Source organism: Syntrophorhabdus sp., assembly GCA_012719415.1.
In the GTDB taxonomy this organism is placed as follows: domain Bacteria; phylum Desulfobacterota; class Syntrophorhabdia; order Syntrophorhabdales; family Syntrophorhabdaceae; genus Delta-02.
Genome location: JAAYAK010000299.1, coordinates 1 through 6,664, shown reverse-complemented (window position 1 = coordinate 6,664; position 6,664 = coordinate 1). Strand labels below are relative to the sequence as shown.

5 protein-coding genes are annotated in these 6,664 nt (G+C 59.0%); 1 reads left to right on the top strand and 4 read right to left on the bottom strand.

Features of this window, described 5'->3' with window-relative positions:
* Positions 1 to 128 precede the first annotated feature (128 nt).
* From GXX82_16940 to GXX82_16925, 4 genes are read right to left on the bottom strand one after another with little or no spacing between them, the layout of a single operon-like run.
* On the bottom strand, positions 129 to 1,160 hold the full coding sequence (locus GXX82_16940; GenBank protein NLT24732.1) for a rod shape-determining protein: 1,032 nt from the start codon (positions 1,158 to 1,160) through the stop codon (positions 129 to 131).
* Positions 1,161 to 1,172: 12 nt separating this feature from the next.
* Entirely contained in the window at positions 1,173 to 2,543 is a 1,371-nt protein-coding gene (locus tag GXX82_16935; GenBank protein ID NLT24731.1) for a GAF domain-containing protein, read from the bottom strand.
* A 47-nt stretch (positions 2,544 to 2,590) separates the two neighbouring features.
* A complete protein-coding gene (locus GXX82_16930; protein ID NLT24730.1) occupies positions 2,591 to 3,538 on the bottom strand; it encodes a phosphoadenosine phosphosulfate reductase family protein in 948 nt (315 codons plus the stop codon).
* Positions 3,535 to 3,723: a MoaD/ThiS family protein gene (locus tag GXX82_16925; protein ID NLT24729.1), complete on the bottom strand. Its 189-nt coding sequence runs from the start codon at positions 3,721 to 3,723 to the stop codon at positions 3,535 to 3,537. Before GXX82_16925 ends, GXX82_16930 begins: the two co-directional genes overlap by 4 nt.
* 195 nt (positions 3,724 to 3,918) lie before the next feature.
* Between GXX82_16925 and clpB the strand changes: the two genes are divergently transcribed.
* Entirely contained in the window at positions 3,919 to 6,501 is a 2,583-nt protein-coding gene (gene clpB, locus GXX82_16920; GenBank protein ID NLT24728.1) for an ATP-dependent chaperone ClpB, read from the top strand.
* Positions 6,502 to 6,664 lie beyond the last annotated feature (163 nt).

Sequence of the window (6,664 nt, the reverse complement as noted above, 5' to 3'; positions counted from 1 at the left end):
TTGCCGTCACCGCCTGCATGAGGAAACTCCTGACCATCCTCAATACCATGATGAAGAACAAAGCAACATGGGCGGAGGCCCGTTCATGAAAAAGAAATCAATTGACATTCAACACAGTTGCTGGAACGTCAGTTTATAAAGACCTTCTTGTACTTCGCCAGCTCTTCCAAGGCCCTGCCGCAGCCCATGGTGACGGAGACGAGGGGGTCCTCGGCGACGATGACGTTTATCCCCGTCTCGTTCTCTATCCTCTGGTCGAGCCCCTTGAGGAGCGCTCCGCCGCCGGTGAGCACCATGCCCGTCTCATTGAGGTCGGAGACGAACTCGGCGGGAAGCTTTTCGAGGGCCCTTCTCACGGAGTCGATGATCGCGGAGATGGGCTCCTCGATGGCCTCGCGGACCTCTTCCTTCGATATCTTCAGGCTCCGCGGTATGCTCGTGAGCAGGTCCTTCCCCACGACGTTTATCGAGTCGCTCAAGGAGTCTATGGGAAACGCGGAGGCACCTTCTATCTTGATCTTCTCCGCCGCGATGACCCCTATGGCAAGCTGATGCTTCTTCTGGAGGTAGCGGACGATGGCCTCGTCGAGCTCGTCGCCGGCGACCCGCAAAGATTCGCTGTAGGCCACCGCGGAGAGGCTGATGATGGCAACCTCCGTCGTACCGCCGCCGATGTCTATTATCATGTTGCCCCGCGGCAGCTCTATGGGCATGCCCGCGCCGATGGACGCCGCCATGGGCTCCTCGATGAGATGGACGTCGCGGATGCCCACCTGGAAGCAGGCATCGATGACGGCCTTCTTCTCCACCTGGGTGATGCCCGAGGGGACACCGACAACCATCCTCGGCTTCGATATCTTCCGCTCGTTGCTCACGACCTTGAGGAAGTACTTGATCATCGCCTTGGCCACGTCGAAGTCCGCTATGACCCCGTCCTTCAGGGGCCGTATGGCGCTGATGTTGGGAGGGGTCCTGCCGATGTATTCCTTCGCCTCCTTGCCGACGGCGATGACCTTTCCGGAGTTGTTATCGATAGCGACGACGGAAGGCTGATTGAGGACGATGCCTTCCCCCTTCATGTATATCAGGGTGTTGGCGGTGCCAAGGTCCATGGCAAGGTGCGTGGAGAACATCCCGAACAAATTCTTGAAGAAACCCATCCCCCTTCCTCCTTATTCGATGAATTTTCGTATCTTCTTCTCTTCTATCCTGTCGAAAAGCTCCCAGAGATCAGGCGAATCATCGGGGAAGCTGACCGTTCCGAGTTCCACCACGCCTGCTCCCGCCGAGAGCCCCTGCTCGGCAAGACTCTTGCCCACCGCGTGGTAAAGGAGCTTCATCATGTTCCGTGTCTCAAAGGTCTCGCCGCCCCTGAGAAGGACAAAGAAACGGCCTCCGCTCTTGCGTGCCACAAAGGCGTTACCCCCGGCGCAGTACCGGATGACCTGGCACACCTTCCTCAAAAGGTCGTTCGTGCCTTCGGCGCCCATCTTCCTGTTGTAGAGGACCATGTTCCCCAGCTTCACGCTCAGGACCGAGAATCGCTGTTTCTTCCTGGCCATCGCTTCGACGACACCCAGGAAGACAGGGAATTGCACGGCGCCCGTGACGGGATCGAAATCGCGTATCCTGTCGAGGTGCTCGCGCATCCACCGGGCGGTGAAGTAGAGCGAAAGGAGGCTCGAAAGGTTTCTCAGCGCGCCTATGGCGCTTTCCTTGAGCTCCGCCTCGTTGAGGGACACAAAACCTATGACCCCGAAGGTGGTGTCCTCCGTTATGAGGGGAAAGCCGAAGAACTGCCGCGCCCGCACCGGTTCATTGGGAAAGAAGAGCGGCTTCTCCCTGAGGTACGCGCTGCCGTGGGGGAGAAGAAGCTCCCTGCCTCCCTCGAGGACCACGGAGGCGACGCTCTCTCCGCTGTGGCATTCCTTCTTGATGGCGTCGCCGTTCTCGATCCCGGCGACATCGTGGATGACAAGGCGTCCCTTCTTCTCCATGCCTATGAAACAGAAGGTGCCTCCGGAAAGGCCCAGTATCTCCTCGAGCACGTCGGCCGTGGAGATCTTCGCCGTGTTGAGAGCGGAAAGCAGGCTCAGGATCCGTCTCTCGGCATAGAGATCTTCCATGGTCTCTTCGGCGCAAATGGCCCGCCTCTCCTGCTCGATCTCCTCGTTAATGAGGGACGCGAAGGAACCGAGTATTTTCTTCTCCTTGTCGGTGAAGACGTACTTCTTCTTGCTGTCGACGATGATGACACCCTTCGTGTCCATGGGGTACCCCATGAATGATTTGATCCCCTCGCTGGCCCCGTAGTAGCCGAGAGCCTCTTCGTCCCTGTCGAAATTGGGTATGATGAGCGGGGCGTTGTGCTTTATCACCCAACCGGGAAGGGTCCCCTCTATGGGGAGGCTCTTCTTCTCCTCAAAGCTCTTCGCGAAGGTCACGGAAGAGACGCAGCTCAGCGAATCCTTATCCCTCAGGTACAGGGCGACGGTGAACGCCTCGTAGATATTGAAGATAAGCTGCGACAACCTGTCTATCATTTTTATACCCGAATTATGTCACCAGCACCGGCCACTGTCAATCGATATCAACCGTACTCCTCGAACCGGACGGAGTAGGGAAGCTCGAACTTCTGAAGGGCCCGGCAGAAACCGCACTCCCCGCCGCCGGAGGGATATCCGCATACGGGGCAGAACCGGTCTTCCGGCTCTGCGCCAAGTTTGCCATCCTCGCGCATCGTATCCTTCACCCCCCGAAGCTCCTTGAGGTATCCCTTCACGAACATGAGCTTCGTTCCCGGAGAGGCCTCTTCCAGGCCGCCCAGGATGCCCTTGTACGTGATCGTCTTGGCACCCTTCGAGAAAGGACATTCCTCGTATATGTAATCGATGCCGGAGATGATGGCGTATGCCGCCACCTCGCGCTCCGAGCACAGGAAAAAGGGCTTGGCCTTTCTTGACAGATGCCCTTCCCGGGCATCGAGGGCGATGTCCTTCTTCCAGAGGTACTCCTTCTTCCAGTAAAGGATGTTCCCGAAAAGGGCGGCGGCCTCGTCGTCAAGGTTGTGTCCGGTGAGCAGGAGGTTGTAGTCCTTGTCCATGCAGACCTTGTTCATAACATAGCGCTTTATCATCCCGCATGCCGAACAGGGCGCCCGGCGCAGCCCTTTCGCCACCTCGCTGATGTCCCTGCCGAAAACATCGGGGACATGGAAGATGTGGACCCTCCTGCCGATCCTGTCGGCGACAGCCTTTATCTTCTCCAGCGACACGCGGGAGTAGTCGCCTATGCCGAGGTCAACGTAGACGCCGTCAGCCGCGACACCCATCTTCGTCAGCAGGAGCCACAGGGACAGGGAATCCTTGCCCCCCGACACGGCCACCACGGGACGGTCGGCCTCACCGATCAGCCGGTAACGCCGGATGGTGGTGCTTACCCTCTTCTCAAAAAACGCAATGAAGTGTGTGTCACAGAAGGCGGTCTTGTGGGACCTGAGGCTGATGCACGCCGTCTGTCCGCATACCCTGCATTTCATCCGCCCGATACGACCCGTATGACCTTCACGTTATCGCCGGCGCCGAGCCTGTGGTCTTCGGTGACGAGCCGGTTGTTCGCGACAACGAGATGGCCCTCTTTGCTGACATTGAGTTCCTGCAGGAGCCGGGACACGAGCATCGGCTTCTCGAAGACGTACTCTCTTCCCTCCCAGTTGACGTGCATGGCTAATTTCTTAGCACAACGACGGTGTGATGTCAAAAAGACCGGCGACCGGACAGGTCAGTTGATTATCCACATATCGTGCTTATATTTCAGACAAGATTTCGGATGTCACCCTTTGAAGGAGGCTGCATAAGGTTGTTCCCGGAGCGTCATGGGCTCCGGAGGGTTTGACATATCCTGTCACGAGGTGAACATATGAACTGGGAAAAACTGACCATAAAGGCCCAGGAGGCCATCCAGGAAGCGCAGAAGAAGGCTGAGTCGCTGGGCCAGCAGAGCATCGAGAACGAGCACCTGCTCTTTGCCCTCATATCGCAGAAAGATGGGATCATACGGCCCATACTCGAAAAGCTCGGGGTGAAGGCGGACATGATCGCCCGCGACCTCGATCGCGAACTTGCCAAGATACCGCGGGTGGAAGGCGGGAGTCAGACCTACATATCGTCGCGCTTCAAGCAGACCCTCGATACGGCATTCACGGAAGCGGAAAGGCTCAAGGACGAGTTCGTGAGCACGGAACATCTCCTTATCGGCATAGCCGACGGGAAGGATGGACCGGCGGCGGCCACTCTCAGGATATACGGCATAACAAAGGACAGCATCTATGCCGTCCTCAAGGACTTAAGGGGCACCCAGCGGGTGACCGACCAGGCCCCGGAGGAAAAATACCAGGCGCTCCAGCGTTACTGCCGCGACCTGACGGAAGAGGCCCGCAAGGGCAAGCTCGACCCCGTCATCGGACGCGACGAGGAGGTCCGCAGGGTCATGCAGGTCCTGTCGCGCAGGACCAAGAACAATCCCGTCATCATCGGCGAGCCCGGCGTGGGGAAGACGGCCATCGTGGAAGGACTCGCCCAGAGGATCATTTCCGGTGATATCCCGGAGACCCTGAAGAACAAACGCGTCCTCTCCCTCGACCTGGGGTCCCTGCTCGCGGGGGCGAAGTACCGCGGCGAGTTCGAGGACAGGCTCAAGGCGGTCCTCAAGGAGATCGACGAGGCGGCGGGGACGATCATCCTCTTCATCGACGAGCTCCACACCATCGTCGGAGCCGGAGGCGCCCAGGGCGCGGTCGACGCGTCGAACATGCTCAAACCGGCCCTCGCCCGGGGGGAGCTGCGCTGCATAGGCGCCACCACCCTTGACGAATACCGCAAGTACATAGAGAAGGACGCCGCGCTGGAGAGGCGTTTCCAGCCCGTCTACGTGGGCGAGCCCTCCGTCGAGGAGACGATCGCCATACTGAGGGGGCTCAAGGAGAAATACGAGCTCCATCACGGTGTCGTCATAAAGGACCCCGCCCTCATCGCGGCGGCGACGCTGTCTCATCGCTACATCACGGACAGGTTCCTCCCCGACAAGGCCATCGACCTCGTGGACGAAGCGTCATCGCGGTTGCGCATGGAGATAGACAGCGTCCCCACCGAGATCGATGAGATCGAACGGAAGATCATCCAGTCCCAGATCGAGATCGAGGCGCTGAAGAAGGAAAAGGACGAGGCGTCGAAGGAGCGCAGGAAGAAGCTCGAGGATGAACTCGCCGAGCTGAAAAAAGAGGTGCAGGAGAAGCGCGGGCACTGGGAGAAGGAAAAGACCCTTATCACGGGCATCTCCGAGACAAAGGAAAAGATCGACCAGGCGAGGACCCAGGCCGACGACCTGGAACGCAAGGGCGATTTCGGACGGGTCGCGGAGATCCGGTACGGCACCATATCCTCCCTGGAGCAGGAACTGAAGCAGAGGAACGACGAGCTTGCGGCCCTCCAGAAGGGGAAGAAGATGCTCAAGGAGGAGGTCGACGAGGAGGACATAGCCCGCGTCGTCTCCAAGTGGACGGGCATCCCCGTCTCCAAGATGCTCGAGGGGGAGATGGACAAGCTCGTACACATGGAGGACAACATCCACAGGCGTGTCATCGGACAGGACGAGGCCATCGGCGCCGTCGCGAACACCATCCGTCGCGCGCGGGCGGGGCTTCAGGACCCCAACCGCCCCCTTGGTTCATTCCTCTTCCTCGGCCCCACGGGTGTCGGCAAGACGGAACTGGCCCGGGCCCTTGCGGAATTCCTCTTCGATGACGAGCAGGCCATCGTCCGCATCGACATGAGCGAATTCATGGAGAAGCACTCCGTGTCCCGTCTCATCGGGGCGCCCCCGGGGTACGTGGGATACGAGGAAGGCGGCTACCTCACCGAGGCGGTCCGCAGGCGTCCCTACTCCATCATCCTCCTCGACGAGGTGGAGAAGGCGCACCCCGAGGTCTTCAACGTGCTTCTCCAGGTCCTCGACGACGGCCGTCTCACTGACGGTCAGGGCCGCACGGTGGATTTCAAGAACTCCGTCATCATCATGACGTCCAACATCGGGAGCCAGTGGATAACGGACCTCACCGACAGGGACTATGACGAGATGAGAAGCCGCGTGGGCGATGCGGTAAAAGCACACTTCAAACCGGAGTTCGTGAACCGCATCGACGATATCATCATATTCCGCGGCCTGTCGCCGGAGAACATCGGGGAGATCGTCAAGCTGCAGCTCGGCCTGATGGCGAAAAGGGCCCTCGAACGCAACATAGAGCTTGTTTTCACGGGCAAGCTCGAGGAAATGATATCCAGAGAAGGCTACGACCCGGCCTTCGGCGCGCGTCCCCTCAAGCGCCTGATCCAGAAGAAGATACAGGACGCGCTCGCGCTCATGATCCTCAAAGGCGAGGTCAGGGAAGGCGACACCGTGAAGGTGGACGTCGATGGAAAGGGCAACGTGGTTTTCAAGAAATAAGCTTCATACGAAGGGCCGGGGTTGCCGCGCTTAAGACCCCGGCCCTCCCCCCAAAGTTTGTCTTGACTTTTTTTCCGCATAGTTGATATAAAAGGGTTGCTGTAGGCGCTTAGCTCAGTGGGAGAGCGCTACCTTGACGCGGTAGAGGTCAGGGGTTCAATAC

Bases quoted from the DNA above. Each gene is read 5' to 3' on its own strand.
- GXX82_16940 (NLT24732.1), bottom strand. From the start codon at position 1,160: ATGGGTTTCTTCAAGAATTTGTTCGGGATGTTCTCCACGCACCTTGCC.
- GXX82_16935 (NLT24731.1), bottom strand. From the start codon at position 2,543: ATGATAGACAGGTTGTCGCAGCTTATCTTCAATATCTACGAGGCGTTC.
- GXX82_16930 (NLT24730.1), bottom strand. From the start codon at position 3,538: ATGAAATGCAGGGTATGCGGACAGACGGCGTGCATCAGCCTCAGGTCC.
- GXX82_16925 (NLT24729.1), bottom strand. From the start codon at position 3,723: ATGCACGTCAACTGGGAGGGAAGAGAGTACGTCTTCGAGAAGCCGATG.
- clpB (NLT24728.1), top strand. From the start codon at position 3,919: ATGAACTGGGAAAAACTGACCATAAAGGCCCAGGAGGCCATCCAGGAA.